Raw genomic sequence first — 26,111 nt, forward strand, 5'->3', positions numbered from 1 at the left:
GTGCGCTTAACGTACTTTGTTTCTGTCTTTTCCATAATGTTACTTTTTGTTGTAACGCTATTTCAGGACTAGACAGAGATTGGTTTAAAACAAAAAAAGGGACACTTGTACAGGACAAAAAAGGTTATGTTGGAAGCAGTTTTGGTATAGCAACAGCATTATCTTCATATCCGTCTGATTTCTGGGGGAAGGATGATATTGAATCTGCAAATCAGAAAGCCGCTGAAAGAATCTGTAATTTCATATTTAACAACCCGCAAGAGATTAAAGAGTAATGGATACAAAAAAATTACGTCAAAAGATACTCGATCTTGCTATTCATGGCAAACTTGTACTGCAAGACCCGAATGACGAGCCTGCATCTGTATTGCTTGAGCGTATCAAAGCGGAGAAAGAACTGTTGATTAAGGAAGGAAAAATAAAGCCATCCAAAAAAACATCAAAAACTTCTGATACGCCCCATTATGAGAATATATTGCCTAATGGATGGTGTTGGTCAATATTAGGGGATATCTTTCAACATAATAATGGGAAGCAAAAAACATCACTTACTCAAAAGGGAAAATTACACAGATACATTACAACTTCTAATGTGTATTGGGATAAGTTTGATTTTTCCGAAGTCAAAGAGATGCGTTTTATAGAATCAGAGATTGAAAAATACACAGCAAAAAAAGGTGATCTTCTTGTCTGTGAAGGCGGAGACATAGGAAGAGCAGCCATTTGGAATTATGATAGTCCTATATGCATTCAAAATCATCTTCATAGACTAAGGGCATATATTCCAGTATGCACCAAATACTTCCTTTTTTCTCTAATGAATAGCAAAGCGAAAGGAGGAATAAAAGGGAAAGGAATAGGCTTAATGAGTCTGTCTGCTAATGATCTACACAATATTATAATTTGCATTGCCACCATTAGCCGAACAATATCGTATTGTCGCAGAGATAGAGCATTGGTTTACTTTAATAAACCAAATCGAACAAGGCAAATCTGATTTACAAGCAATCATTAAGCAAACCAAGAACAAAATTCTCGACCTTGCTATTCACGGGAAACTTGTGCCGCAAGACCCAAACGACGAACCCGCATCGGAACTGCTCAAACGCATTAATCCCAATGCCCAAATAACAACCGATAACGGGCATAGTGAGAAGTTACCGAATGGGTGGGGTTATTGTCGCCTTTGTGATATTCTAAAAATAACTATGGGTCAGTCTCCTAATGGTGATTCTATTAATAAAAATAAAGGAATAGAATTTCATCAAGGAAAATTATGTTTTTCTGATAAATATCTTAGGTCATCAAATATTTTCACTGCTGAACCAACAAAAATAGCAGATGCAAATTCTTTATTATTATGTGTTCGGGCTCCTGTAGGTATTGTAAATATAACACAAAACAAAATTTGCATTGGGCGTGGCTTATGTTCATTAAAACCTTTTAAAGGTGATGTTGACTTTTATTTCTATTTATTGCAGACATTACAGAAAAGGTTTGAGAATCAAGCTACAGGAACTACATTTAAGGCAATATCTGGCGATATAGTAAAAAATGAGATAATATCACTGCCTCCTCTTGCCGAGCAACAGCGTATCGTTCATAAGATAGAAGAACTTTTTTCGGTTCTTGATAACATTCAAAAGGCATTAGAGGCGTAAATGATTACATCTCTAATGCCTGCAATATCAGCGCCATATAGAATAAATCCCAGTTTATTTCCAGTCTACCGTTAATAAACTGCCAGTTCAACGCCTTTAAACTGTCGGTACAACGTCTTTAAACTATCAGTACAAAGCCTTTAAACTGACGGTTCAAAGGCGTTGTACTGCCGCCTCGACGCACTGTGTCTTCACGCATCGGCTTTTTCTCTATATTCGTTGGGAGTCATTCCGGTCATTCTTTTGAATACCCGTGTAAAATGCTGGGGATATTGAAATCCGAGGTTACAGGCAATCTGGCTGATAGAGCCGGAGGAGAAAAGCAACCGTTCCTTTGCGGTGCTGATGATTTTGTTTTGTATCCATTCCAAAGCTGTCTTCCCCGTTTCTTTCTTAATCAGGTCGCCGAAGTAGTTGGGCGAAAAGCAAAGTTCGCCGGCACAGTATTTCACGGTGGGCAATCCTTTCCGCAAGGCGTTGTCGCCCGTAAAGTAATTGTCGAGTAAGGCCTCAAAACGGGTCAAGACGTCACGGTTCATGTTTTGTCTCGTGATGAACTGGCGTTCGTAGAAACGGAGGCAATAGTTAAGCAACAGCTCGATATGGTTTGTTATCAAGCGTTTGCTCAACCGGTCTATGGGGTGTTGAAGCTCTTCCCGTATCTTCATCAGGCAGTCAATGAATATTGTGCGTTCCCGTTCCGAAAGGTGCAATGCCTCGTTGACTTCGTAAGAGAAGAAGACATACTCTTTCATGCTACGTCCAAGATTGGTCCCGTAAATCAAATCGGGATGAAAGCACAGTGCGTAGCCTTTGGGCTGGAATTCCTCACCCGTGTCGTCGATGCCGATAACCTGTCCCGGAGCCAGGCAGACGACCGAGCCTTTCCGGTAGTCATACCGTTGGCGCCCGTATATCAAGTCGCAGTTTTTTTCGTCTTTCAGAAATATCACATAGAAGTTGAACGTATGCCGCATGTGGCGCATAGGTTTGGCTTTCGACAAGTCTATCACGCTGACTTGCGGATGCAAGGTCTCCACACCAAGCATATCGTCGTATTCCGTTACCGTCTCTATGTTCAGTAATGCATGCTCCATATTATTTCCATTGAAGTTTCGCGATACAAAAGTAAGGAACATTATCGGCATTCCCATACCATGCGAAACAATATCAGTGTTTTTGTGAAGACTATCCGTATTTTGTATAACAACCGGCATTTATGAACCGGCTAACTTTGCAGTGGATTTTAAGAAACGGACGTTATAACAGAAGGATGAATTGTATGAAACTGAAATCATTTGCATTGGGTGCGATGCTGTTCGCCATGCTGCCCTGCACATCATGTGCACAAAATCATCAAAGAAAGGAACCAGATATGAAAACGAAAAAAACACTCGTGGCGTTCTTCTCACGGACAGGCGAGAATTATGCCGTAGGACACATTGAGAAAGGCAATACCCACATCGTTGCCGAGATGATAGCGGCCGAGACAGGCGGCGATCTTTATCGCATCGAACCGGTAACGCCTTATCCCGACGGTTACACGGAATGTACGGAAGTGGCCAAACGGGAGCTGGCTGCCAAAGCCCGTCCAGCCATTAAGGGGGATGCGGCGGTAGCAGACTATGACGTCATCTTCATCGGTTATCCCAACTGGTGGGGAGATATGCCGATGCCCGTCTATACGTTCATCGAGAAACATGACTGGCAGGGCAAGACGGTCATCCCGTTCTGTACGCATGAAGGCAGCGGATTGTCCGGCACGGAAAGCAAACTGAAGAAGGTTTGCCGGGGCGCCACTGTATCGGAAGGCCTGGCAATACGTGGAGCGACAGCGCAAAACGCCCGCGAACAGGCCAGAAAAAGTGTGAAGAATTGGCTGAACAAACTGAAATAATAAGGTGGACGGGTCATGAGAAAAATGGCATGATACCGAGCAAAGCCGGATTTGAGACAGAGGACTGACGACGGCCCCAAAAGACAGAAAGAGGATGCTCTCACAACGAGGACATCCTCTTTTAGTTTACTGTATGTCGCCCGAAGGCAGACCTGTTACTTGCGATAGCTTTCCAGTTCTTCAACCTTGAACTTGCGGATGAAGTTGAAGTGCTTCTCCACTTCGGCCTCAGCGTAATTGACGTACACTTGTGCCGATTGTGCGAAGAGTTCGGGCGCTTTCGCAGCATCCTGGATGATGAGTTGTGACATCACGCAGTCGGCAGCCATCTCGTAGAGGCGGCGTGCGGTAAAGTCGAGCAACTCCTGATTCTGGGCTTCCTTCACGGCGTTGGTGCAGGCTTCCAGCTTGTTGGTCATTTCCTTCACACGATCCATCAGCGGCTGTATGGCCTCACCGCACGGGATTTGTTCGTACTCACGCAGGATGGAAGCATAGGTTCCGTTCGTTACGTAGCGGATGGCAGCCACCGTCTGCAACTGGGTCGTACCTTCGTAAATGCTTGTGATGCGGGCGTCGCGGTAGATGCGCTGGCAGGCGTATTCCATCATAAAGCCGGAACCGCCATGTATCTGGATGCAGTCGTAGGCGTTCTGGTTGGCATATTCGGAGTTCATACCCTTGGCCAGCGGCGTGAAAGCGTCGGCCATCTTGGCGAAGCGCTTCTGTTCCTGACGTTCTTCGGGCGTCAGCTTGCGCTCGCGGGCGATGTCGTCCAGCGCCTTGTAGATGTCGACGTAGCGCGAAGTCTGATAGAGCAGCGAGCGGCCTGCGTCGAGCTTGGCTTTCATCGTGGCCAGCATATCGTAAACGGCGGGGAACTCGATGATGGCTTTGCCGAACTGCTTGCGGTCTCTGGCATAAGCCAGACCTTCGTCGTAGGCGGCCTGGCTGAGACCGACAGACTGTGCGGCGATACCCAAACGGGCACCGTTCATCAGCGCCATCACATACTTAATCAAGCCTAACTTGCGGTCACCGCAAAGTTCGGCCTTGGCGTTCTTGTAAACCAATTCACAAGTGGGCGAGCCGTGAATGCCGAGCTTGTTCTCGATGCGGCGTACATCCACACCGCCGTCGCGCTTGTCGTAGATGAACATGGAGAGGCCGCGGCCATCGCGCGTACCTTCTTCCGAACGGGCCAGTACGAGGTGCAGGTCGGCGTCGCCGTTGGTGATAAATCGCTTCACACCGTTCAGGCGCCAGCACTGGTTGGCTTCGTCGTAGGTTGCCTTCAGCATGACGCTCTGCAAGTCAGAACCGGCATCGGGTTCGGTCAAATCCATGGACATGGTTTCGCCGGCGCAGATGCGAGGGATGAAACGGCTGTGCTGATCTTCGTTACCAAATTCGTACAGCGTCTCGATACAATCCTGCAACGACCAGATGTTGCCGAAGCCGGCATCGGCCTGGGCCACAATCTCCGCACACATGGTATATGGAGTGATGGGGAAGTTAAGGCCGCCGTAGCAGCGCGGCATAGTCATGCCGTTCAGTCCGGCCTTCACCATGACATCGAGGTTCTGCTTCGTACCGCTGGCATATTCCACACGGCCGTTGCCGCAGTGAGGGCCTTCTTCGTCCACGCCTTCTGCGTTAGCGGCAATCACTTCACCGGTAATTTCGCCGGTGATTTCCAATACTTTGTCGTATGAGTCTATCGCGTCGGCATAGTCCTGCGGCGCGTAGTCGTACTCATCCTTATCTTTATAGTCGCGTTCCTTGAGTTCGCAAATACGTTCCATCATCGGATTGTTCAGATGGAAGCGCAATTCCGGGTGTTCAGTATAAAAATTTGCCATTTACTTACTGTTCTTTTTGTAGTACTTAATCATTTTGGGAATTACTTCTTCCACCGTTCCATTGATGACATAGTCGGCAATCGTGTTGATGGGAGCGTTCTCGTCGTTGTTGATAGAGATGATGATACCTGCATCCTGCATACCGGCAATGTGCTGGATCTGCCCGGAGATACCGCAGGCAATATACAGCTTGGGATGAACCGTTACACCGGTCTGACCGATCTGACGGTCATGGTCGGCAAAACCGGCATCGACGGCGGCACGGCTGGCACCTACCTCGGCGTGGAGTTCCTTCGCCAGTTCGAACAGCATGTCGAAGCCTTCTTTCGAACCCATGCCATAACCTCCGGCCACTATGATAGGAGCACCCTTCAGGTTATGCTTGGCTTTTTCTACATGACGGTCGATGACTTTCACTACGTAGTCCGTTTCGGGGACGTACTTGGCCACGTCGTGACGGATGACTTCGCCCTGATAGTTCTCGTCGAGGATTTCTTTCTTCATCACACCTTCGCGGACGGTCGCCATCTGCGGACGGTGTTCGGGGTTGACGATAGTGGCTACGATATTACCGCCGAAAGCGGGACGGATCTGGTAGAGCAGGTTTTCATAAGTCACGCCGCTCTTCTTGTCCTCGTGGCTGCCGATTTCCAGTTGGGTACAATCGGCTGTCAATCCGCTGGTCAGAGCAGAAGATACACGCGGACCAAGGTCGCGACCGATGACGGTAGCTCCCATCAGACAAATCTGCGGCTTCTCTTCCTTGAACAGATTGATAAGAATGGAAGTGTGAGGCAGAGACGTATAAGGGAAGAGACCCGGAGCGTCGAACACATGTACGCGGTCTACACCGAAAGGCAACACTTGTTTTTCTACACCTTCAAGGCCGGCGCCGGCGCAGATAGCTTCCAGCTGGCAGCCCAATTCGTTGGCTAACTTACGGCCTTTAGTCAAAAGTTCGAGACTGACGTCGGCAACATGGCAGCCGTCCATCTCACAATATACAAATACGTTGTTCATAATCTTATCCGATAGTATGGTTAGCCAAAAGTTCAACAATCAGATTTTCTACATCCGCATCGCTGCCTGTCAGGGTCTTGCTTTCCTTGGTCTGGAAGATGATGTTCTCGATCTTCTTCACCTTGGTGGGCGAACCGCTAAGACCACATTGCTTGATGTCGCCATTGACGTCGGCCACGCTCCATTCCGTGATGTTCAGGTAGGGGCGCTGTTCGTAGAGCAATGTATAGGGCAGTTCAGCGCCGTCTTTGGTCAGGGCTGCTTTCTCCTGTCCGCCCATGGCACGTTTATACTTCTGCACTAACTTGGCATTGCGCGGACGGCAAGGAGCGGCACTACCGTTCACGGTGAGTACGATGGGCAGCGGAGCCTCTACGGTCTCCACACCGCCATCAATATGGCGCTTTACACGGATACGGCCCTCTTTCACTTCCTGAATTTCCTCTACATAAGTAATCTGCGGCAAGCCCAGTTTCTCGGCCACCTGCGGACCTACCTGTGCCGTATCACCGTCAATGGCCTGGCGACCGCCCACGATGATGTCGTACTCTCCTATCTTGCGGATAGCCGTAGCCAATGCATACGAGGTAGCCAGTGTGTCAGCACCGGCAAAGGCGCGGTCGGTCAGCAAATATCCGCCGTCAGCACCACGATATAGTCCTTCGCGAATGATTTCAGCCGCACGTCCCGGCCCCATGGTGAGCATGGTGACGGTCGAGCCCGGGTGTGCGTCTTTCAGACGTAGCGCCTGCTCCAGCGCATTGAGGTCTTCCGGATTGAAGATGGCCGGAAGGGCCGCACGGTTGATAGTACCGTCGGCGTTCATGGCATCCTTGCCCACACAGCGGGTGTCAGGCACTTGTTTTGCCAATACTACGATTTTCAAACTCATGATATTATATAATTAGTATAAATATTTTCTTTCTATTTATGCCAACAGCCAATATATAGTTGGCTATCAGCCTGCAAATTTACGGAAAGTGTCGGGTTTGGCAAGCAATAAAGACAGAAAATGCACAATATAGGCGGGAATGAGCAATTACGACCCGCTTCCCTACCCGTTTAAAACAAGAAAACCGAACGGGAGCTTACGTTGTTCTGCCCCTTAATATCAACAATGAGTTTTTGTGCATTCACTGTTTTCCTGTATGCAACATGACGGTTTCGGCACAAAAAAAGCCAGCCTTTCGCATAACAAAAGGCTGACTTTCCTAATAAAAGTCTATATTATATTTTCTTATTTAATACCCAACTTAGCCTTGATTTCGGCAGGCACAGCATCCTTGTGTACCAGGATGTTCAGCGTCTTATAGGCAACAAACGCTTTGGAAGCATACCAAATACCTTTGTATTTACCGCTCAATCCCCAAGAGTTCTTTACCATGAAGTATTCTTTACCGTTCTGGTCTGTGGCAATACCATAGATAATCATACCATGGTCGTCAGTCGTTTCCCAGTTGTCGAAGGCAATTTGGCGCATGTCCTGTGTTACTTCTATTTCGGGCAGAGGACGAGAAGTCAGTTCCTTACGCTTGTCCGTAGCAGTCATACCTGTCCAGCGAGCCATATCAGAACCTGTCAGTTCGGCACCCCGATCTGCATCGGGCACAACGGCGATACCATCACGAGTAAATCCCTGCTCGCTCACATCGCTACCCCATGCGACGGTGTAACCTGCGCGAATAGCATTGTCCATAACGGCCATCAGCTCGTCGATAGGCAGGTTGTAGGACAAGCCGTTTCGCCAGTTATCCTGAATCTCAATGGCAAACTGTGTGTAGAAAGGATGGTGGGTGTATGAAGTCAGTGACACGTAGTCATCGGGGTTGATGCCCAGACTGGCGGCAAAACTCTTCGGAGTATATTCCTTGCCTTCGTAAGTGAAGGTTTCGGGACATTTGCCCAGATAAGTATCATAGATGGCACTGATACCGTTTTTCCATACAGGTGTCAGCTTGCTGAAGTTTCCTTTACCAATGGCCTTCACATAAGCGCCGGCCACAGCATCCAGTTCATTGTGTACAGGCAGAGTATCGCCGTACATGATACCCTGCATGGCTTCTTGCGGAACAAGGCCATAGTTCTTCATACAATACATGACGTCATAGAAGCTTCCGCCAGGCGAGAAAGGTGCATCGCCATGATAGCGCACGTAGTTAACGGCACGGTCTACCATAGTGTGGTGTACGACGAACATCTCGGACAAATCGTAAGTGCCCTTGCCCAAACGCAGCAATTCACTCTCCAAAAAGCCGAGGCTGGAGAAGCACCAGCACGTGCTCGAACGGTTTTGGTTCTTGATGCTGGTGATGGGATTTTCCTTTACGGTAGTGAAAACAAAGCCTTCTTCTTTGGGCTCAGCTTTCTTCTTGGCCGACATGTCGAAGGCCAGCAATGCCAATGTAGCAACGAGGATTGTTTTTTTCATCATGATTACATTATTTAGAAGTTTTCATTATCGGCTACAAAGATAGTCAAATTTATCAATAAGCCAAACAATCTTTTTCCGCGTCGTTCAGGCCATTGCGGAAAACATCAAAACACATCTCCATACATCCGCAGGCGAGTGCGCAGGTCGTGTATCTCGCGTTGCATCTCGTCCATACGCTCCAATAAGTGATGGATGGCATCAATACCTTCCATATTGATGGAGAGGTCGTAATACATACGGCTATAACGTTCCACGTCGGGCAGCTGGGAGAAAGCAAGGCAGGGACGACCTTCGTCAAACAAGATGTCGACCAGTTCATTTTCCTGCAGGAGGTTGATGAACGAAGGTTCTATATGACATTTATCACAATAATCGCTGATAACAATCAATTCATTCTGCATAACGGTTCGTTTTTAGTTAGTTCATACGCTGAATTTTACGAAACAGGTCTTTCTGTTCCTCCGTCAGATGGGTAGGCAACTGGACATGATAGGTCACAATCAGGTCGCCCTGCACTCCTTCCTGCTTGTAGATAGGAAATCCCTTGCTTTTGAGACGTACCTTAGTACCGCTCTGCGTGCCAGGTTTTACCTTCAATTTCACCTGTCCGTCTAAAGTATTGACAATCTGTTCGCCGCCCAGCAAGGCCGTATAGAAGTCGGTATAGACATCAACATACAGGTCGTTGCCCAGCCGCTTGAACACAGGGTCGTCGGCAATGACAAACGTAATGTAAAGATCACCCGCTGGGCTCCCGTTCATGCCCGGAGCTCCATAGCCCTTCAACTTGATGACCTGACCATTGGCCACGCCGGCAGGGATGGTGATGCGCACTTGTTTATCACCTACACTGAGCACTTGCTTGTGGGTCTGTGCGGCCTCACGAAGTGTCAAATTCAGTTTGGTCTGATAGTCTTGGCCTCGGAAGCCTCCCTGAGCACTCTGTCCTCCTCTACCACGATAACCGAAAAGTTCCTCGAAGAAATCGGAAAAGCCGCCTGCACTGCTACTTGTAAACTCCTGTCCATCGGACGAATACCAATAAGTACCGTTGCCGTCCGTATGGAATTCCTGTGCTCCAACATCGAAACCTCCGAAACCACGGGCCTGCTTCTGTGCCTCAAATTCGTCGGCATGCTTCCAATGTTCGCCATATTCGTCGTACTTCTTACGCTTCTCAGGGTCACTCAGCACCTCGTTTGCCTCGTTGATAGCCTGAAACTTTTCCTTGGCTGTAGGATCGTTGGGGTTCAAATCGGGATGGAACTTGCGCGCCAGCTTGCGGTAGGCCTTCTTGATGTCGTCCTGCGAAGCGCTTTTGTCCACGCCCAATACTTGGTAATAATCTATAAAAGCCATAGTTAATGATTGATGGTTAAATGGTTAACGGTTCATATATAAAAGCCGCGGTATCTCTCTGACAAGACACCGCGGCTGCTTATAGGTTTAATGTATCAGGGAAAATCGGCCGATTACATCATGCCGCCCATGCCACCCATACCGGGGTTCATCGGCATTTCGGGCTTGTCTTCCTTCTTCTCGACGATGACACACTCCGTTGTCAGGAACATGCCTGCGATAGAAGCGGCATTCTCCAAAGCTACACGAGTAACCTTAGCGGGATCTACCACGCCTGCTGCATGCAAGTTCTCGTACACATCGGTACGTGCGTTATAACCAAAGTCTCCCTTCCCTTCACGAACCTTCTGAACAATCACGGCACCTTCTTTGCCTGCGTTAGCGCAAATCTGGCGGAGCGGTTCTTCGATGGCACGCTTGATAATGTGGATACCAGTTGTCTCGTCAGCATTGTCGCCTTCCAGACCTTCGAGCGACTCAAGGGCACGGATGTAAGCTACACCACCACCCGGCACGATACCTTCTTCGATAGCAGCACGCGTTGCACGCAAAGCATCGTCCACACGGTCTTTCTTTTCCTTCATCTCAACTTCGGAAGCAGCACCTACGTAGAGCACTGCCACACCACCTGACAACTTGGCCAAACGCTCCTGAAGCTTCTCACGGTCGTAATCGCTCTTTGTAGAGGCAATCTGAGCCTTGATCTGCTCGCAACGCTCCTTGATATTCTCCTTGTCGCCGGCACCGTTTACGATAGTCGTATTGTCTTTCGTGATGGTTACCTTCTCGGCAGTTCCCAACATTTCGATAGTAGCCTGTTCCAATTTCAAGCCTTTCTCTTCACTGATAACTACACCACCCGTCAGTATGGCGATATCTTCCAACATTTCCTTACGACGATCGCCAAAGCCCGGAGCTTTAACTGCACAGATTTTCAACTGGCTACGCAGACGGTTTACTACCAGGGTAGTCAATGCCTCGCTGTCTACATCTTCTGCAATTACCAACAGAGGACGGCCTGTCTGTACGGCGGGTTCGAGAATAGGCAAGAAATCTTTCAGGTTGGAAATCTTCTTGTCATAGATCAAAATGTAAGGTTTCTCCATCTCACATTCCATCTTCTCGGTATTGGTTACGAAGTAAGCCGACAGATAACCACGGTCAAACTGCATACCTTCTACTACGCCGATAGTCGTATCTGTACCCTTAGCCTCCTCAATGGTGATGACTCCGTCTTTGGAAACCTTGCGCATAGCATCGGCAATGAGCTTACCGATAACAGGATCGTTATTGGCAGACACGGTACCTACTTGCTCTATCTTGTCGTAGTTGTCGCCTACCATCTCAGACTGAGACTTGATGGATTCAACCACCTTGGCAACAGCTTTGTCAATGCCATGCTTAATATCCATCGGACTGGCACCAGCCGTTACGTTCTTCAATCCCTCAGCTACAATAGCCTGAGCCAATACGGTAGCGGTTGTTGTGCCATCACCTGCGTCATCGCCTGTTTTCGAAGCGACTTCCTTAACCAGTTGTGCACCGGTGTTCTGATAAGCGTCGGCCAATTCCACTTCCTTAGCAACGGTTACACCGTCCTTCGTGATATGGGGAGCCCCGAACTTTTTCTCGATAATAACGTTACGGCCTTTCGGACCCAGGGTTACTTTTACGGCGTTAGTCAGTGTGTCGATGCCCTTCTTCAATTGGTCGCGGGCATCTATATCAAACAAAATTTCTTTAGCCATGATTTTTTAATTTAATTGATGATTGAAAAATAAAAATTTATCCCAGTACAGCGAGTACATCACTTTGACGCATAATCAGATATTTGGTGCCGTCAAGTTCGATTTCCGTGCCGGCATACTTGCCATAGAGTACATGGTCGCCTGCTTTCAGCACCATTTCTTCGTCTTTCGTACCGTTGCCGGCTGCAATCACTTCACCTTTTAGGGGCTTTTCTTTAGCCGTATCAGGGATGATGATACCGCCGATCGTTTTTTCTTCTGCGGGTGCAGGGAGTATCAGAACTCTGTCTGCCAATGGTTTAATGTTCATAGTCTTTACATTTTTATATTATACTATTTTCTTAATTTCCGCCTGCCTGACGCAAGCGAAAAAGGATATACGAAAAGCGTACCAAACTTATTTTGTCAGAATAAAACTGCCAATTTGACACTGCCGAGTCCAATTTATGCAATAATTACAGCTTTCGACACATCCAATAACACCGGATTACTTCTCCAACTCAACCATCAGTTCCTCAGACGTCACAAGCTTCTGCTCGCCCGTCTCCATGTTCTTCAGTGTCACCTTGCCTTCGTTCATCTCGTTCTCGCCCACCAGTGCCACGAAGGGGATGCCTTTGACGTTGGCATAACTCATTTGCTTCTTCATCTTGCTGGCATCGGGGAAGATTTCAGCCCGTATACCTGCTGCACGGACTTGTGCCAAAACTTGCATCGAGAAGGCTGCTTCCTTTTCACCAAAATTGATAAAAAGGAGCTGCGTGCCGTTTACAGCTTCCTTCGGATAAAGGTCAAGCTGGTTGAGCACGTCGAAAATACGGTCGGCACCGAACGAGATGCCTACACCACTGACACCTGCCATGCCAAAGACTCCTGTCAAGTTGTCATAGCGTCCGCCGCCGGTGATGCTTCCTATCTGTACGTCGATTGCCTTCACTTCGAATATGGCACCCGTGTAATAGTTCAGCCCTCGGGCCAGCGTCAAGTCCAATTCGATTTCGTTCTTCAACTTCATCCTCTTCAGAGTCGTCAAGATAAATTCCGTTTCAGCTACGCCTTTCAGACCCGTTTCGCTGGCGTCCAGTACCTTTTTCAGCGTGGCCAACTTCTCTTCGTTCGAGCCGCTAAGCAGGATGATAGGTTGCAGCTTGGCGATGGCTGCGTCGTCGATACCCTTTTCGCGCAGTTCGGCATTCACATTATCCAATCCTATCTTGTCCAACTTGTCGATAGCCACGGTGATGTCCACTATCTTGTCGGCTTCACCGATAATCTCGGCGATGCCGGTCAGTATCTTCCGGTTGTTAATTTTGATGCAGACACGGATACCAAAGCGGCTGAATACGGTATCTACAATCTGCATCAGCTCCACTTCGTTGAGCAGGGAGTCGCTGCCCACCACATCGGCATCGCACTGATAGAACTCGCGATAGCGTCCCTTCTGCGGACGATCGGCACGCCATACGGGCTGTATCTGGTAGCGCTTGAAGGGGAACGTCAGCTCGTCGCGATGCATCACCACATAGCGTGCAAAGGGTACGGTGAGATCGTAGCGCAAACCCTTCTCACAGAACTTACTGGCCAGCTTGGAGGCATTACGACTCAGCAATTCTTCATCAGTCAAACCAGAGAAGTAATCGCCGGAGTTCTGTATCTTGAACAGGAGCTTGTCGCCCTCCTCGCCATATTTGCCCATCAGGGTAGAGAGCATTTCCATAGCAGGTGTCTCTATCTGCTGGAAACCGTAGAGGTGGTAAACGTTGCGGATGGTGTCAAATATATAGTTGCGTTTCGCCATCTCTATGGGCGAAAAGTCACGGGATCCCTTCGGGATACAAGGTTTTGCTGCCATAATCGTATCAGTTACATTTCAAAATCAAGCCACAAAGTTACAGTATTTTATCAGAAGTTTCCAGCAAATCGAAGCAATTTCACATCGGAAATGTCATCTTCCACCCATTTTCAAAAAACCGCCTGACTCTCTTAACCTGCATTTCTATCGAGAAGAAAGCGTCGCTTTGTCTGCCGCTAAGCATCGTTTTCACGATTGAGAAACAGTGCATTAGTTTTATTAACGCAAAAAGCGGAACTTGTTAACAGATTTTTACGCCTTGACAAGGGCGTTTTTTTGGCATTCGTCCGAATGTGGCTTATCTTTGCAAAAAAACAAAAAAGAGACATGAAGCAAATCAGCATTACCCTACTCTGCTGCCTTCTGACGCTGGCAGCCTACGCTCAAGGCGGAAAGCCACTCACACTGGAAGATGTCGTGAGGGGTAAGTTTCGCGCGGAAACCATCTACGGAGTCATCCCCATCCCCGGCGACGGCGAGCATTATTCGCAGATGAACGCCGAAGGCACACAAATCATTAAATATTCCTTCAAGACCGGCAAGCAGGTAGAAGTGCTGTTCGATGCCGCCACTGCCCGCGAGTGTCCCTTCAAACGTTTCGACAGCTATAGCTTCTCGCCAGACGGTTCGATGCTACTCATCGCCACCGAGACAACCCCCATCTACCGCCGCTCGTACACGGCCGTGCACTACTTGTACAGTCTGAAGCGTAACCTTGAGGGGAAAATCAACAACGTGGTGGAAAAGCTCTCGGACGGCGGACCGCAACAAGTGCCCGTCTTTTCGCCAGACGGTTCGATGGTAGCTTTTGTACGTGACAACAACGTATTCCTCGTGAAGCGCTACTACGGAAACAGTGAAAGCCAAGTAACCAAGGACGGCGAACGTAACAAAATCATCTACGGCACACCCGACTGGGTGTACGAAGAGGAGTTCTCCTACAACCGCGCCCTGGAGTTTAGCGCCGACAGCAAGATATTAGCCTTCGTGCGCTGGGACGAGAGCAAGGTAAAATCCTACTCCTTTCCCCTTTTTGCTGGAGAAAAGCCTCACATCAAGGCCTACGAGAAGTATCCCGGCGCCTATGAATACAAGTACCCCAAAACAGGCGAAGCCAATTCGAAGGTCAGCGTCCATACGTTCGACATCAAGAGTAAGGTCATCCGCCAGATCGACGTACCTCTGGACGAGGACGGCTACATTCCCCGCATCCGCTTCACCAAAGATCCCGAAAAGCTGGCCATCATGACGCTGAACCGCCACCAGAACCGCCTCGACCTCTATTTCGCCAATCCACGCAGCACGATGTGCAAGCTGGTGCTTCGTGACGAAAGCGACAAATACATTAAGGAGAATGTCTTTGACCAGGTGATTTTCTACGACAACAATTTCAGCTTCGTCAGTGAGCGAAGCGGCTACAATCACCTCTATTGGTACAACATGACGGGAAGTCTATCCAAGCAAGTCACTTCGGGCAACTTCGAGGTAAAAACTTTCTTAGGCTACGACCCACAGGAAGACTCTTTCTACTACACCAGCAACGAAGAGAGCCCTATGCGCACCGCTGTCTATAAAACAGACCGCAAAGGCAAGAAGCTGAAACTCTCCACGCAACAAGGTACCAACTCGGCCCTGTTCAGTACGGATATGAAATACTACCTGAACCGCTACACCAACCTCAACACGCCGATGGTCATCACGCTGAATGACAACCGGGGACAGGTGCTCACTACTCTTGTGGATAACAAAAAACTGACGGCTCTGCTGGCCGAATACAACCTGCCGAAAAAAGAATTCTTCAGCTTCACCACTACCGATGGCACACAGCTGAACGGTTGGATGATGAAGCCCACCGACTTCTCCCCCAGCAAGAAATATCCTGTCTTGCAATACCAGTACAGCGGCCCAGGCTCGCAACAGGTGCTCGACGCCTTCGGCATCAGCTGGGAAACATTCATGGCCTCGCAAGGTTACGTCGTAGTGTGTGTGGACGGACGCGGCACGGGCGGACGCGGTGCCGACTTCGAAAAGTGCACCTATCTGAACTTAGGCGTCAAAGAAGCCCGCGACCAAGTGGAGACAGCCCTCTACTTGGGCAACCTACCCTATGTGGACAAGAACCGCATCGGCATTTGGGGCTGGAGCTTTGGCGGCTACATGACCATCATGAGCATGAGCGAGGGCACACCGGTGTTCAAGGCGGGCGTAGCCGTTGCGGCCGTAACCGACTGGAACTACTACGACACTGTCTATGGTGAACGCTTCATGCGCACACCGCAGGAGAACGCCGAAGGCTATAAGGCTTCATCGACCTTCACCCGAGCCGACAAGCTGAACGGACACCTGCTGCTGGTACATGGCATGGCCGACGACAACGTGCACTACCAAAACTGTGCCGAATATGCCGAACACTTAGTTCAGCTGGGCAAACAGTTTGAAATGCAGGTTTACACCAACCGTAACCACAGCATCTTTGGCGGCAATACAAGCATGCACTTGTACACGCGACTGACAGAGTTCTTTAAAAACAACCTTTAATGAATGGAGAATGGTACGAGTACGTAAGCCTGAATGGCTTAAAATAAGTATCGGCACAAATGAACGCTACACCGAGACGAAACGCATCGTTGAGTCACACTGCCTGCACACCATCTGTAGCAGCGGCCGATGCCCCAACATGGGCGAATGCTGGGGACGGGGCACGGCCACCTTCATGATAGGCGGCAACATCTGCACCCGTAGTTGCAAGTTCTGCAACACACAAACGGGACACCCCCTATCCCTCGACCCGCAAGAACCCACACATGTGGCCGAGTCGGTACGGCTAATGAAGCTCTCGCATGCCGTAGTAACCTCCGTCGACCGTGATGACCTGCCCGACTTAGGTGCCGTTCACTGGGCACAAACCATCCGTGAAATACGCCGCTTGAACCCCAATACTACCATCGAGGTGCTGATTCCAGACTTCCAAGGACGCAAGGAGCTGGTAGGACAGGTCATTGAACCCCATCCAGACATCATCAGTCACAACATGGAGACTGTGCGTCGCATCAGTCCTCTGGTGCGCAGCGCCGCCCGCTATGATACAAGCCTCAACGTTATCCGCCAGATAGCTGCCAGTGGCATCACGGCCAAATCGGGCATTATGGTGGGCTTAGGCGAAACGCCCACCGAGATCGAGGAACTGATGGACGACCTGCGGGACGCAGGTTGCCAAATCATGACCATCGGCCAGTACCTGCAACCCTCGCGCCGCCATTATCCTGTGGCCGAATATATTACTCCCGACCAATTCAAACGCTACGAAGAAATGGGAATGAAGAAAGGCTTTACACAAGTGGAAAGCGGTCCGCTGGTGCGATCATCCTACCATGCAGAAAAATCGATCCATCACCTTAAGAAATAAAGAAAAGAGGCTGAACAATCCAGCCTCTTAATACCGGAAGCAACGTGACAGGCAATCGTATATTCTCAATGATCTATAAATACGGATAAAGAGAGACTATTCTATCTAAGACTCATTGATAAAGCAGGAAGATGCAGGGGATTTTGGTCAAGTCTGGCGTGTGCCCCTTCCAATCCTTAATGGTGCGTGTACGGATAAATTCGCCCTCGCACGTGATGTTGGCCGCTATGCAAAGCCATGTTTGCGGGCGACAAGTCTGAAGAATATCCTCTAACATCTTGTTGTTGCGATAAGGAGTCTCGATGAAAAGCTGCGTCTGGTGCTCGGCATAGACTCGTTGCTCCAGTTGCTTCAGTTTTTTGACACGCTCGACCGGATTGATGGGCAAATAACCATTGAAGGCAAAACTCTGCCCGTTAAAACCCGATCCCATGATAGATAGGATAATGGACGAAGGGCCTACAAGGGGCACCACCTTCAGACCCTTGCTGTGGGCAATAGCCACTACGTCAGTACCTGGATCGGCCACGGCCGGACAACCAGCTTCAGAAATGACTCCCATAGACAAACCTCCTTCAAGTGGTTTCAAATAGCCCGAAATGTCTGTAGGGGACGTATGTTTGTTGAGCGGATAGAAAATCAGGGAATCAATGTCCTTATCCTTGTCTACTTTCTTCAGAAAACGACGGGCTGAACGGACGTCTTCTACAATAAAATGGTGGATGCCAGCTATGATTTCCTTATTATATATAGGTAGTACTTTTTCCAACGGAGTGTCGCCCAAGGTAACAGGCAGCAGATAGAGTGCAGTTTCCATCGGTATAATTAAACTTGAGAGTGAAAGAGAAATAATGAAAAAATGGATAACGGAAAAATACTCTATTATCCATTATACATCTTTTAGCCGTAGATAATGTTTCCGTTGGCATCTTTATATTCGTCGAGGCCCTTCTCGTAAGTAGCCATAGCACGGAGACTCATACCCACACTGGAGAAACCACCGTCGTGATAAAGGTTCTGCATGGTAACCTTGCGGGTGAGATCGGAAAACATCATGATGCAATAGTCGGCACACTCATCGGCCGAAGCGTTGCCCAGCGGTGACATGCGATTGGCAAAGTCGAGCAGTTTGTCCATGCCTTTCACACCCGAGCCGGCTGTAGTCATTGTGGGCGACTGGGAGATAGTGTTGACACGCACGTGGTGTTCACGTCCATAGATGTAACCGAAGCTGCGCGCGATCGACTCGAGCAGAGCCTTAGCATCAGCCATGTCGTTATAACCATAGAATGTACGTTGTGCAGCTACGTAGCTCAGTGCCAGGATAGAACCGTAATCAGCAACGGCACCCAGCTTCTTGGCAACCTGTATCATTTTGTGAAAAGACACAGCGGAGATATCCAGTGTCTTGCTCAACATATCGTAATCCAAATCGTCGTACGTACGTTTCTTACGCACGTTGGGAGACATTCCAATGGAATGGAGTACAAAATCGACCGGTCCGCCTAGGATTTCCATGGAACGCTTGAACACATTCTCCAGATCTTCTACGCTGGTAGCGTCGGCAGGGATTACCTCACAATGTAACTTCTCAGCCAAAGCAGATACTTCGCCCATGCGGACAGCTACATGGGTGTTAGACAACGTAATGATTGCACCCTCTTCAACAGCTTTTTCTGCGACCTTCCAAGCAATGGACTGCTCGTTCAGAGCACCGAAAATAATGCCTTTTTTCCCTTTCAATAAATTGTAACTCATACCTATTTTTTAAAGTTTACGCCGCAAAGATAGGAAGTTTCCACGTAAGTTTCCCGAAAAAGCGAGGGAAGGAAGTGGCTAAATGATAAAAAATACACCTAAACAAACAAATAATACACACAAGACCGAGGATATTACGGTACTTTTGTGATAGTAAAATTCAAAAGCTATTACGAATGGACACATTTGTCAAAAAGTTATTAGTGCTTGCCAGCGTAATTGTTCCTGTGGCTTGCACACAACAGGCGGAAACCACGCAATGCAAAAGCGACATTGACAACAGCATTTACGAGAACCTGCCTTTTAATATGCCTCAAGTCATCCAACCGTCTTTCCCCGATTATACGGTTAACATCAAAAACTTTGGAGCTAAAGCCGATGGCAAAACGCTGAATACCCAAGCCATCAACGATGCCATCAAAGCTGTTAACGAAAAGGGAGGAGGCAAAGTGATCATCCCTGAAGGTTTATGGCTGACGGGGCCTATCGAACTGATGAGCAACGTCAACCTTTATACAGAAAAGAACGCGCTGGTATTGTTTACAGACGATTTTCAGGCTTATCCTATTATAAAGACCTCGTTCGAAGGACTCGAGACACGCCGTTGCCAGTCGCCTATCTCGGCACGAAACGCTGAAAACATCGCCATCACAGGTCATGGGGTATTCGACGGCTCGGGCGACAGCTGGCGTCCTGTCAAGAAAGGGAAACTCACATCTTCGCAATGGAAGACGCTTGTTACCTCAGGCGGCATAGTAGAGGATGATATCTGGTATCCCACCGAAGGCTCACTCAAGGGCGCCAAAGCCTGTAAGGAATTCAATAACCCCGTAGGTATCGAAACCGATGAGGAGTGGGACGAAATCCGCCCCTGGCTTCGTCCTGTCCTGCTCAACATCGTGAAAAGCAAGAACGTCCTGCTCGAAGGCGTAACTTTCAAGAACTCACCCAGCTGGTGCCTGCACCCCTTGTCATGCGAACACATCACGATCAACAACGTCAAAGTATTCAATCCCTGGTATTCGCAGAACGGTGATGCGCTCGATCTGGAGTCGTGCAACAATACATTAATTATCAATAGCATATTCGATGCAGGCGATGACGCCATCTGCATCAAGTCAGGCAAAGACGAAGACGGCCGCAAGCGCGGCGAACCATGCCAGAATGTCATCGTAAAGAACAACATTGTCCTGCATGGACACGGCGGCTTCGTGGTAGGGAGCGAAATGTCGGGTGGCGTGAAAAACATTTACGTTTCCGACTGCACTTTCCTAGGTACCGACGTAGGCCTGCGCTTCAAGAGCACCCGCGGACGCGGCGGCGTGGTAGAGAACATCTACATTGACCACATTAACATGATAGACATCCCACATGAAGCCCTGTTGTTCGACCTCTTTTACGGCGGTAAGGGAGCCGGCGAAGAGACCGAAGAGGAGCTGGCCGGACGCATGAAGGCCGCCATCCCGCCTGTAACAGAGGAGACACCAGCCTTCCGTGACATCCACATCTCAAATATCACGGCCGGCAACATAGGTCGAGCCATGTTCTTCAACGGCCTGCCTGAGATGCCAATACGCAATGTCAACATCAAGGACATTGTCATCAACGACGCCAAGCAAGGCATTGTCATCAGCCAGGCAGAAAACGTGACGATTGACAACACGCAAGTAGATACGCAAGGAGAAGTATTGCAGGTAAAAGATTCCAAGAATGTGAAAGTTAACGGGAAAACCTACCATAACGAATAACATCAAGTTAACGGCATAAATCAACACAAATAATGGAATAAAGGTTTCACTAAAATCACCCCTGTGGTCTGCCCTTCAGACCGCAGGGATGAAAATCTTTTTTGATTGAATCAGAAAAATCGTCGTAAACTATCATTTTTTTATTACTTTTGTAACAAAGTAATTTTAAAACCACATACACATCATGAAAAGAAAACTATTTGCCTTAGTAAGTATCCTTTGCGGTAGCTGCATACTGATGACCGCACAAGAGACGATACAACTGAAGATCAAACTCGAAAACCCAGACAACCGTGTACAAAAAGATGCACCCGTAGTCATCCGCCTCGACCAAACGGGAGCCGTATTCCAAGTTCGTTCGGCCGTTGTTATGGACGACCAGCAGGAAATTCCCTCCCAGTTGGACGATCTCAACGGTGACCTGAAAGCGGACGAACTGGCTTTCGTCATCGACATGCCTGCCCATACGAATAAAGAATTGATCCTCACCCTGTCTTCAGCCAAACCGACCAAACAATATCCTGCCCGCGTATTCGCCCAAATGCTGGCGCGCGACGCCAAGAATAACCGCCACGCACCCGTACAATCCATCACTGTGCCTGGTACAACGGACTTCTATAGCATGGTACACGGCCACGGCCCCATGTTCGAATCCGAACTCGTAGGCTATCGCGTCTATTTCAATGAGAAACAAACCCTTGACCCATACGGCAAGTTTAATAAAGGTATGGAGCTGAAGGAAAGCCAGTTCTATCCCAACGACGAACAACTGGCACGCGGCTTTGGCGACGACGTGCTGCTGGTGGGGAATAGTTGTGGCATCGGCGCCCTCAAGGGATGGGACGGACAGAAGGCTACCCACGTGGCGCCTGTAGCTTTCCGCACAGAGCGCATTCTGGCCTATGGCCCCATCCGCACCGTCGCAGAAGTGGAAGCCAAAGGATGGGAATACCAGGGAAAGGAACTGACCATGACGCACCGCTACATCCTCTATGCCGGCCATCGCGACCTGCGCATCGAGACGACCTTTGCCGAACCATTAGAGGAAGAGACCTTCTGTACAGGCGTGCAAAACATCATGGGCAACGAAACCATTTCCTACTCCGACCACAAAGGGCTGGTAGGTAGCTGGGGCAGACACTGGCCCGTCAACGACACGGTAAAATATGCCAAGGAAACCATCGGCATCGCCACCTACATCCCGCAGAAATATGTCCGCAAAGAAGTGAAGGATAAAGATAACTTCCTCTACACCGTCTCTGCCCCTGGTAGCGACAGCTTCTACTATTACACCATGTTCACCTCACGCAAGGAGACTTTCGGCTACCCTACTTCCGAAGCATGGTTTAAATACATGCAGGAATGGAAGGAAGAACTGGAAAATCCGATAAAGGTTACCATCATCCGTTGAGTGTAAACGAGCCTTCGTCCGTATAAGTACATAAACATAAACCTATCTATTATGAATTTGTCAAAAGCATTATTAGGACTCAGCATGCTGGTCGGCATGTCACTATCCGCCCAACAAACGAAAAACTACGTATCGAAGGTATGGGTAGCCGACCAAGGCGACGGTACCTATAAAAATCCTATCCTTTATGCCGACTACTCCGATCCCGACGCTTGCCGCGTAGGCGACGATTTCTACATGACCTCGTCGAGCTTCAACTGCCTGCCAGGCCTCCAGATTCTTCACTCCAAAGACTTGGTGAACTGGAGCATCATCGGTGCGGCCATCCCCTATAAACTAACTCCTGAAAGTACTCCTGAACGGCCCGAACATGGCAATCGCGTATGGGCGCCCTCCATCCGCCACCACAACGGCAAGTTCTACATCTTCTGGGGCGACCCCGATCAGGGTGCTTTCATGGTAAAAGCCAAGGATCCCAAAGGGCCTTGGACAGAGCCTGCACTTGTGAAGGCAGGCAAAGGCATCATCGACACCTGCCCCTTGTGGGATGACGACGGCAAGGTCTATCTGGTACATGCTTATGCAGGCAGCCGCGCCGAACTAAAGAGCGTCATCGCCATCTGCGAACTAAACGACGAAGCCACGCAGGCCATCACCCCCTCGCGCATCATTTTCGACGGGCACGAAGCACACGAAACATGCGAAGGCCCCAAGTTTTACAAAAAGGGCGACTATTACTACATCTTCCACCCCGCCGGCGGCGTGCCCACCGGCTGGCAGGTTGTGCTCCGCTCGAAGAACGTTTATGGACCTTATGAATGGAAAAAGGTGTTAGCCCAAGGCGATACACCTGTCAACGGGCCCCATCAAGGCGCATGGGTAGACACGCCAACGGGCGAAGATTGGTTCCTTCACTTTCAGGACGTAGGCGCCTATGGCCGCCTCGTACACCTCCAACCCATCAAGTGGATGGACGGTTGGCCTGTCATCGGAGAAGACAATGACGGCGACGGATGTGGCCAACCCGTATTGACATACAAGAAACCCAACGTGGGCAAAGCCTATCCCATCTGCACTCCGCAGGAGAGTGACGAGTTCGACGGCTACACACTCTCACCCCAATGGCAATGGCACGCCAACATCAACGAAAAGTGGGCCTACTATGCCGGCGACCAAAGCCTCGTCCGTCTCTACTCTTACCCCGTCGTAGAAGGCTACAGGAACCTGTGGGACGTAGCCAACCTGCTCCTCCAAAAAACGCCTGCCAAGAACTTTACCGCCACGATGAAGCTCACGTTCAAACCTATCGGCAAGTACAAGGGTGAACGTACAGGCCTCGTCGTGATGGGGCTCGACTATGCCGGCCTTATCCTTGAAAATACAGAGAAAGGGCTGGTGCTCTCGCAAGTGGAATGCCTCAAAGCCGAAAAAGGCACACCCGAACAAGTCAACGCCTCCGCCTCCCTGACCGACCCAACCGTCTATCTGCGCGTCAAATTCAGTTGTGACGACAAGAAGATAGCCGAGAGCGAAGGCGGTCACGACCTTGTGGTAATGTGCGACTTCAGCTATAGCCTCAACGGAAAGAGTTTCAAGAAGTTGGGCAATTCCTTCCAAGCCAGGGAAGGCAAATGGATAGGTGCCAAGATAGGTACCTTCTGCACTCGCCCCACTATCAAGACTAACGACGGCGGATGGGCAGACATCGACTGGTTCCGCATCACCAAGTAAGGTACAAGCTGTCCAAACCATCCTATAAGAGAAACGGCCTTTCCCTGTTAAACGATGCTTTTCGGACAGGAAAAGGCTGTTTTTTCCTTGTAAAAGATGCTTTTTCCACATACCCCCGACCGTCCTATTAAAACAAATGCTACTTTTGCGCGGAAAAGACGAAACAGAAGGAAGAGACAAAATGAAAAAGCTGGTTATATTCGACCTTGACGGCACCCTGCTGAACACCATCGCCGACTTGGCACAAAGCACCAACCACGTCCTTGAAACTTTGGGTTACCCCACCCACGAAGAAGCCGCCTACAAGTTCATGGTGGGTAACGGCATCAACAAACTCTTCGAACGCGCCCTGCCTGAAGGAAGAAAAACGGAAGAAAACATTCTGAAAGTCCGTAGCCGCTTCATCCCTTACTATGACCTGCACAATGCCGACAAGAGCCGTCCCTACCCAGGTATCTCCGAACTGTTGGCCCGCCTCCAATCCCAACAAATCCAGTTGGCCGTGGCTTCCAACAAATATCAGTCGGCCACCGAAAAGCTCATCGCCCGCTACTTCCCCACCATCCGCTTCGTCGCCGTCTATGGCCAGCGTGAAGGAATAGCCTCCAAGCCCGACCCTTCCATCGTTTTCGACATCCTCAAGCAGGCCTCCATCGCTCCCGACGACACCCTCTACGTAGGCGATTCGGGTGTAGACATGCAAACAGCCCTCAACGCCCATATCACCGCCTGCGGCGTTACATGGGGCTTCCGCCCGCGCACCGAACTGGAAGCCTTTTGTCCGAAGCATATTGTCGATAAGCCAGAAGCAATCGAAAGCATTGTCCTGGCCTGAGCAAGGCAAAATACGCCTTCCATTTCAAAAACATGTTACCCAACATGTTTTCTGGAGAAATATTCTTAAAGTCCACATTCATAACAAAAATTCCCACCCTAAAAACAAATATTCCACATACCTGCGTATGCAATCTTATACTTTTGTGGCGATGAATTAACAGTGTGTTCGACCACACTAAATAGGAACTTAACTTATTATTTAATATCATGCTAAGAATGTCTAACAAGATGCAAACCATGCGCACCACGCTACTAACCCTATTGGTAGCCTTGATATCGCTCAGCGTATCGGCGCAAAACGTAACCGTAAAAGGTACCGTGAAAGACAAAACAGGAGAAACCGTCATCGGTGCTTCCGTAGTTGAAAAAGGGAATACCAGTAATGGTACCATTACAGACATTGACGGTAACTACACCCTTAATGTACCTGCCAATGCCATCATCGTATTCTCTTATGTAGGTATGACAACGCAGGAAGCATCTGTCATGGGGAAGACACACATCGACATCGTTATGGAAGATGACGCCCAAGCTCTGGAAGAAGTTGTAGTCATCGGTTATGGTACCGTATCTAAAAGAGACTTAACAGGTTCAGTTTCCTCCGTTAGCTCAGAACAATTGACAGCCGTACCTGTCACGAATGTGTCGGAAGCTCTGACTGGAAAATTGGCCGGTGTGTCCATCACAACGACAGAAGGTTCACCTGATGCCGACATCAAAATCCGTGTGCGTGGTGGTGGTTCGTTGTCACAAGACAACTCGCCGCTCTACATTGTTGATGGTTTCCCCGTATCGAGCATCAGCGATATTGCTTCATCCGACATTGAAAGCATTGATGTATTAAAAGATGCTTCTTCAACTGCTATTTATGGTGCACGAGGCGCCAACGGCGTTATCATCATCACGACCAAGTCGGGTAGCGAAGGCAAGACGCAAGTAAACCTTGGAGCTTCAGTAGGTATGCGAAAGCGCATAGATGCCGTCGGCGTACTTAATCCGTATGAATACGTTATGTGGCAACAAGAATTGAACCAAGACGGTACTTACTATGGTGCATACGATGACTTGGATATCTACAAATCCATGGAGGGTACCGATTATCAGGAAGAACTGTTTGGTCGTACAGGTATCCAACAACAATATAATCTAAGTGTCAGCGGTGGTACAAAAGAGACAAAATACTCAGTCAGCATGTCACGTAACGATGAAAAGAGTATCATGGTCAACTCAGGTTATGAACGAAACAACATCACTGCCAAACTGCAAACACAGCTGAACAAGTGGCTTACTTTTGACTTCAACAACCGTTTCTCGGGGCAGCGGCGTAGTTCCGTGGCAGGGCTAACCAAAATATTCGACTGACTCGGTACGTTATATAATAACCCCCATA

General features: G+C 49.0%; 21 protein-coding genes and 2 pseudogenes. 11 read left to right on the forward strand and 12 right to left on the reverse strand.

Features of this window, described 5'->3' with window-relative positions:
• The 3 genes and pseudogenes from Q0Z70_RS09010 to Q0Z70_RS09020 form a co-directional block, all read left to right on the forward strand.
• Positions 1-275 (forward strand): annotated as a pseudogene (locus Q0Z70_RS09010) (hypothetical protein); the annotation flags it as partial.
• Complete coding sequence (locus Q0Z70_RS09015; RefSeq protein WP_298073775.1) at positions 275-997, forward strand: restriction endonuclease subunit S; 723 nt, start codon at positions 275-277, stop codon at positions 995-997. The pseudogene Q0Z70_RS09010 and the gene Q0Z70_RS09015, both read left to right, overlap by 1 nt.
• Complete coding sequence (locus Q0Z70_RS09020) at positions 909-1,661, forward strand: restriction endonuclease subunit S (protein WP_298073777.1); 753 nt, start codon at positions 909-911, stop codon at positions 1,659-1,661. The genes Q0Z70_RS09015 and Q0Z70_RS09020 overlap by 89 nt, the downstream gene beginning before the upstream one ends.
• A gap of 191 nt (positions 1,662-1,852) precedes the next feature.
• On the opposite strand, the gene Q0Z70_RS09025 is transcribed toward Q0Z70_RS09020, so the two are convergent.
• Positions 1,853-2,758 carry a helix-turn-helix transcriptional regulator gene (locus tag Q0Z70_RS09025; protein ID WP_298073779.1) on the reverse strand — a complete coding sequence of 302 codons (906 nt, stop codon included), beginning with the start codon at positions 2,756-2,758 and terminating at the stop codon, positions 1,853-1,855.
• 278 nt (positions 2,759-3,036) lie between these two features.
• Here Q0Z70_RS09025 and Q0Z70_RS09030 point away from each other — a divergent pair, with 278 nt between their 5' ends.
• Positions 3,037-3,558 carry a flavodoxin gene (locus Q0Z70_RS09030; RefSeq protein ID WP_298073781.1) on the forward strand — a complete coding sequence of 174 codons (522 nt, stop codon included), beginning with the start codon at positions 3,037-3,039 and terminating at the stop codon, positions 3,556-3,558.
• A gap of 155 nt (positions 3,559-3,713) precedes the next feature.
• Here Q0Z70_RS09030 and Q0Z70_RS09035 read toward each other — a convergent pair whose 3' ends face one another.
• The 9 genes from Q0Z70_RS09035 to hisS form a co-directional block, all read right to left on the reverse strand.
• A complete protein-coding gene (locus tag Q0Z70_RS09035) occupies positions 3,714-5,420 on the reverse strand; it encodes an acyl-CoA dehydrogenase family protein (protein WP_298073783.1) in 1,707 nt (568 codons plus the stop codon).
• Positions 5,421-6,440 carry an electron transfer flavoprotein subunit alpha/FixB family protein gene (locus Q0Z70_RS09040; RefSeq protein WP_298073785.1) on the reverse strand — a complete coding sequence of 340 codons (1,020 nt, stop codon included), beginning with the start codon at positions 6,438-6,440 and terminating at the stop codon, positions 5,421-5,423. It lies immediately after the preceding gene.
• A gap of 4 nt (positions 6,441-6,444) precedes the next feature.
• Positions 6,445-7,332 carry an electron transfer flavoprotein subunit beta/FixA family protein gene (locus tag Q0Z70_RS09045; protein ID WP_298073787.1) on the reverse strand — a complete coding sequence of 296 codons (888 nt, stop codon included), beginning with the start codon at positions 7,330-7,332 and terminating at the stop codon, positions 6,445-6,447.
• Positions 7,333-7,677: 345 nt separating this feature from the next.
• Entirely contained in the window at positions 7,678-8,868 is a 1,191-nt protein-coding gene (locus Q0Z70_RS09050) for a C1 family peptidase (RefSeq protein WP_298073810.1), read from the reverse strand.
• Between the two features lie 107 nt (positions 8,869-8,975).
• Complete coding sequence (locus Q0Z70_RS09055) at positions 8,976-9,272, reverse strand: chaperone modulator CbpM (protein ID WP_298073789.1); 297 nt, start codon at positions 9,270-9,272, stop codon at positions 8,976-8,978.
• 16 nt (positions 9,273-9,288) lie between these two features.
• Complete coding sequence (locus tag Q0Z70_RS09060; protein WP_298073791.1) at positions 9,289-10,230, reverse strand: J domain-containing protein; 942 nt, start codon at positions 10,228-10,230, stop codon at positions 9,289-9,291.
• 113 nt (positions 10,231-10,343) lie between these two features.
• The gene (groL, locus tag Q0Z70_RS09065; protein WP_298073793.1) at positions 10,344-11,978 is read right to left on the reverse strand and encodes a chaperonin GroEL; all 1,635 of its coding nucleotides are present in this window, start codon (positions 11,976-11,978) and stop codon (positions 10,344-10,346) included.
• A gap of 37 nt (positions 11,979-12,015) precedes the next feature.
• Positions 12,016-12,288: a co-chaperone GroES gene (locus Q0Z70_RS09070; protein WP_021847043.1), complete on the reverse strand. Its 273-nt coding sequence runs from the start codon at positions 12,286-12,288 to the stop codon at positions 12,016-12,018.
• Between the two features lie 177 nt (positions 12,289-12,465).
• Complete coding sequence (gene hisS / locus Q0Z70_RS09075; protein ID WP_298073796.1) at positions 12,466-13,830, reverse strand: histidine--tRNA ligase; 1,365 nt, start codon at positions 13,828-13,830, stop codon at positions 12,466-12,468.
• 327 nt (positions 13,831-14,157) lie between these two features.
• Here hisS and Q0Z70_RS09080 point away from each other — a divergent pair, with 327 nt between their 5' ends.
• Positions 14,158-16,368 (forward strand): S9 family peptidase, encoded by a 2,211-nt coding sequence (locus Q0Z70_RS09080; protein WP_298073798.1) that lies wholly within the window; start codon positions 14,158-14,160, stop codon positions 16,366-16,368.
• Between the two features lie 10 nt (positions 16,369-16,378).
• Positions 16,379-17,236 (forward strand): lipoyl synthase, encoded by an 858-nt coding sequence (gene lipA, locus Q0Z70_RS09085; RefSeq protein ID WP_298073799.1) that lies wholly within the window; start codon positions 16,379-16,381, stop codon positions 17,234-17,236.
• A gap of 112 nt (positions 17,237-17,348) precedes the next feature.
• Here the strand turns inward: lipA and Q0Z70_RS09090 are convergent, their stop codons facing one another.
• Complete coding sequence (locus tag Q0Z70_RS09090) at positions 17,349-18,053, reverse strand: SAM-dependent methyltransferase (RefSeq protein ID WP_298073800.1); 705 nt, start codon at positions 18,051-18,053, stop codon at positions 17,349-17,351.
• A gap of 83 nt (positions 18,054-18,136) precedes the next feature.
• Positions 18,137-18,994 (reverse strand): enoyl-ACP reductase, encoded by an 858-nt coding sequence (locus tag Q0Z70_RS09095; protein ID WP_298073802.1) that lies wholly within the window; start codon positions 18,992-18,994, stop codon positions 18,137-18,139.
• Between the two features lie 176 nt (positions 18,995-19,170).
• On the opposite strand from Q0Z70_RS09095, the gene Q0Z70_RS09100 reads away from it, so the two are divergent.
• The 5 genes and pseudogenes from Q0Z70_RS09100 to Q0Z70_RS09120 form a co-directional block, all read left to right on the forward strand.
• On the forward strand, positions 19,171-20,742 hold the full coding sequence (locus Q0Z70_RS09100) for a glycoside hydrolase family 28 protein (RefSeq protein WP_298073803.1): 1,572 nt from the start codon (positions 19,171-19,173) through the stop codon (positions 20,740-20,742).
• Positions 20,743-20,926: 184 nt separating this feature from the next.
• Positions 20,927-22,153: a DUF4861 domain-containing protein gene (locus Q0Z70_RS09105; RefSeq protein WP_298073805.1), complete on the forward strand. Its 1,227-nt coding sequence runs from the start codon at positions 20,927-20,929 to the stop codon at positions 22,151-22,153.
• Positions 22,154-22,204: 51 nt separating this feature from the next.
• Positions 22,205-23,884, forward strand: coding sequence for a glycoside hydrolase 43 family protein (locus tag Q0Z70_RS09110; RefSeq protein WP_298073806.1), 1,680 nt, complete (start codon positions 22,205-22,207; stop codon positions 23,882-23,884).
• Positions 23,885-24,065: 181 nt separating this feature from the next.
• On the forward strand, positions 24,066-24,719 hold the full coding sequence (locus Q0Z70_RS09115) for an HAD family hydrolase (RefSeq protein WP_298073808.1): 654 nt from the start codon (positions 24,066-24,068) through the stop codon (positions 24,717-24,719).
• A gap of 209 nt (positions 24,720-24,928) precedes the next feature.
• Positions 24,929-26,044 (forward strand): annotated as a pseudogene (locus Q0Z70_RS09120) (SusC/RagA family TonB-linked outer membrane protein); the annotation flags it as partial.
• Positions 26,045-26,111 lie beyond the last annotated feature (67 nt).

It is taken from the genome of uncultured Bacteroides sp., from assembly GCF_947632445.1.
In the GTDB taxonomy this organism is placed as follows: domain Bacteria; phylum Bacteroidota; class Bacteroidia; order Bacteroidales; family Bacteroidaceae; genus Bacteroides.

Excerpts from the sequence above, each read along its gene's own strand:
- Q0Z70_RS09015 (WP_298073775.1), top strand. The coding sequence starts at position 275 with ATGGATACAAAAAAATTACGTCAAAAGATACTCGATCTTGCTATTCAT.
- Q0Z70_RS09025 (WP_298073779.1), bottom strand. The coding sequence starts at position 2,758 with ATGGAGCATGCATTACTGAACATAGAGACGGTAACGGAATACGACGAT.
- Q0Z70_RS09030 (WP_298073781.1), top strand. The coding sequence starts at position 3,037 with ATGAAAACGAAAAAAACACTCGTGGCGTTCTTCTCACGGACAGGCGAG.
- Q0Z70_RS09035 (WP_298073783.1), bottom strand. The coding sequence starts at position 5,420 with ATGGCAAATTTTTATACTGAACACCCGGAATTGCGCTTCCATCTGAAC.
- Q0Z70_RS09040 (WP_298073785.1), bottom strand. The coding sequence starts at position 6,440 with ATGAACAACGTATTTGTATATTGTGAGATGGACGGCTGCCATGTTGCC.
- Q0Z70_RS09045 (WP_298073787.1), bottom strand. The coding sequence starts at position 7,332 with ATGAGTTTGAAAATCGTAGTATTGGCAAAACAAGTGCCTGACACCCGC.
- Q0Z70_RS09050 (WP_298073810.1), bottom strand. The coding sequence starts at position 8,868 with ATGAAAAAAACAATCCTCGTTGCTACATTGGCATTGCTGGCCTTCGAC.
- Q0Z70_RS09055 (WP_298073789.1), bottom strand. The coding sequence starts at position 9,272 with ATGCAGAATGAATTGATTGTTATCAGCGATTATTGTGATAAATGTCAT.
- Q0Z70_RS09060 (WP_298073791.1), bottom strand. The coding sequence starts at position 10,230 with ATGGCTTTTATAGATTATTACCAAGTATTGGGCGTGGACAAAAGCGCT.
- groL (WP_298073793.1), bottom strand. The coding sequence starts at position 11,978 with ATGGCTAAAGAAATTTTGTTTGATATAGATGCCCGCGACCAATTGAAG.
- Q0Z70_RS09070 (WP_021847043.1), bottom strand. The coding sequence starts at position 12,288 with ATGAACATTAAACCATTGGCAGACAGAGTTCTGATACTCCCTGCACCC.
- hisS (WP_298073796.1), bottom strand. The coding sequence starts at position 13,830 with ATGGCAGCAAAACCTTGTATCCCGAAGGGATCCCGTGACTTTTCGCCC.
- Q0Z70_RS09080 (WP_298073798.1), top strand. The coding sequence starts at position 14,158 with ATGAAGCAAATCAGCATTACCCTACTCTGCTGCCTTCTGACGCTGGCA.
- lipA (WP_298073799.1), top strand. The coding sequence starts at position 16,379 with ATGGTACGAGTACGTAAGCCTGAATGGCTTAAAATAAGTATCGGCACA.
- Q0Z70_RS09090 (WP_298073800.1), bottom strand. The coding sequence starts at position 18,053 with ATGGAAACTGCACTCTATCTGCTGCCTGTTACCTTGGGCGACACTCCG.
- Q0Z70_RS09095 (WP_298073802.1), bottom strand. The coding sequence starts at position 18,994 with ATGAGTTACAATTTATTGAAAGGGAAAAAAGGCATTATTTTCGGTGCT.
- Q0Z70_RS09100 (WP_298073803.1), top strand. The coding sequence starts at position 19,171 with ATGGACACATTTGTCAAAAAGTTATTAGTGCTTGCCAGCGTAATTGTT.
- Q0Z70_RS09105 (WP_298073805.1), top strand. The coding sequence starts at position 20,927 with ATGAAAAGAAAACTATTTGCCTTAGTAAGTATCCTTTGCGGTAGCTGC.
- Q0Z70_RS09110 (WP_298073806.1), top strand. The coding sequence starts at position 22,205 with ATGAATTTGTCAAAAGCATTATTAGGACTCAGCATGCTGGTCGGCATG.
- Q0Z70_RS09115 (WP_298073808.1), top strand. The coding sequence starts at position 24,066 with ATGAAAAAGCTGGTTATATTCGACCTTGACGGCACCCTGCTGAACACC.